Source organism: Oleiphilus sp. HI0061 (assembly GCF_001635675.1).
The window spans coordinates 1-1,734 of sequence record NZ_LWFE01001588.1 but is presented as its reverse complement, the minus strand read 5'-3'; the positions used below and the strand labels follow the sequence as shown (position 1 = coordinate 1,734).

Annotated in this window: 1 protein-coding gene; it reads left to right on the top strand. The window is 48.2% G+C overall.

The window, feature by feature from the left end:
* Positions 1 to 92: 92 nt before the first annotated feature.
* The coding region (locus tag A3735_RS24720) for an NAD(P)/FAD-dependent oxidoreductase (RefSeq protein ID WP_068638827.1) at positions 93 to 1,734 on the top strand (1,642 nt) is incomplete at its 3' end.

Genomic DNA, 1,734 nt, shown 5'->3' with positions numbered 1-1,734 from the left:
AACCTAAACTATCCCGATAGTATATTAAATATTGATCAATATTAATAATTCATGTTAAAAATATTATCCAGTATTTAAAAGAGGTGTTCACTGTGGGTAAGAAACGTTATAAGACAACTAGGCAAGGCCTGAACCGACGCAGCATCCTAAAAAATGGGTTGGGGGCTCTCGGCGCAGTCGCCCTAACTGCCGGGGGGAATAGCGTCAATGCTACAGCTAGCAAAGATTCCACGGATAGAGAAATCGACAAGTATGACTATGATGTCATTGTTATTGGTGGTGGCTTTGCCGGGGTTACCGCTGCCCGTGAGCTCAGGCAAGCTGGGCTATCAGTACTAATATTAGAAGCTCGTAATCGCCTTGGTGGGCGTACCTTTACCGTAAAGCGTGATGGTAAGTTGTTTGAGCTCGGTGGCGCCTGGGTGCACTCCACGCAACCTAATGTTTTCGCTGAAATTAATCGCTACGACTTGCAATTAGTGGATTCTACTCCAAGCACGATTCCCGACTTACTGTGGTGGGATGGTGATGAGGCGCGGGATGCTGGCATGAGCGGCATCGCACCACTGATTAGGATGGCTGCCTGTGGGAATGGGGCACCAGAAGGTGAACCATCGCCACCTATGGTCACCTATCAAGGCTTTGCCATTGCCAATGAGCAAATGCACCAATTTCATGATGGTGCCGCTCACTCCTTTCCATTGCCCTATGATCCTTTTAGTACAGATAATTGGCAAGGCGCCGACACTCTATCGGTTCGCGATCGCCTTAATCAGATGGACCTCTCTCCTTCTTTCTCACCCATCATCGAAGGACTCTTGGGCGCTTCCGTTCATGGAGACTTTGATCAAGCTAGCTACGTAGAAATGCAACGATGGTGGTCTCTCGTTGGCAGTGATATCACTCGTTACAGTGATAGCGTCTCTCGCTATAGCTTTAAACATGGTACGCAAAGTTTAATCAATGCCATGCTGGATGATGGTCGCCCTGACGTGGAATTGGGTACGCCAGTGAAGGAAGTTCATGATCTTGGGGATCACGTAAAAATAATCACCAGCACAGGCAAAACATTTACCTGCCGGTCCACGATTAGCGCAGTCCCCATGAACGTACTATCCAAGATTCAATTTTCGCCTGCGCTACTATCACAAAAGGTGAGAGCGTCCGAGGAAGGTCATGCCGGCTCTGGAATGAAGTTCTACATTCGCATCCGACAGAATATAAAGCCCATCTTAATGTTGGCCTCGGAGCAAGACCCTATAAGCACCATTATGACCATGGCCAGCCCTAACGAAGGCACTAATCTCGTGGCTTTTTCCACTGATCCGTCACAAATTGACCCCAACAACCACGCGCAAGTCCAAAAATTATTGCGCCGCTTTCTACCGGATGTTGATGTGGTGGATACCCTACACTATGACTGGCACCTGGACCCTTACTCAAAGGGTACTTGGTGCGTTCTGAAAAAAGGTCAATTGACGAATTCGATTACTGCATTACGCGAACCCCAAGGGCGAATATATTTTGCCGGTGGCGATATTGACTTAGGCTGGCGCGGATTTATCGACGGCGCTATTGCGACGGGTAACCAAGTTGGCCAAAAAGTGGCTCGTCTACTAAACGCACGCACGACCCCAATTTATAAAACAGAAAAAATGGCAGCCGGCGCTCACATAGACACAACCCTTAATCAATGCACCGTGTGTCACAGTACAGACGCATCCGGAAAAGCAA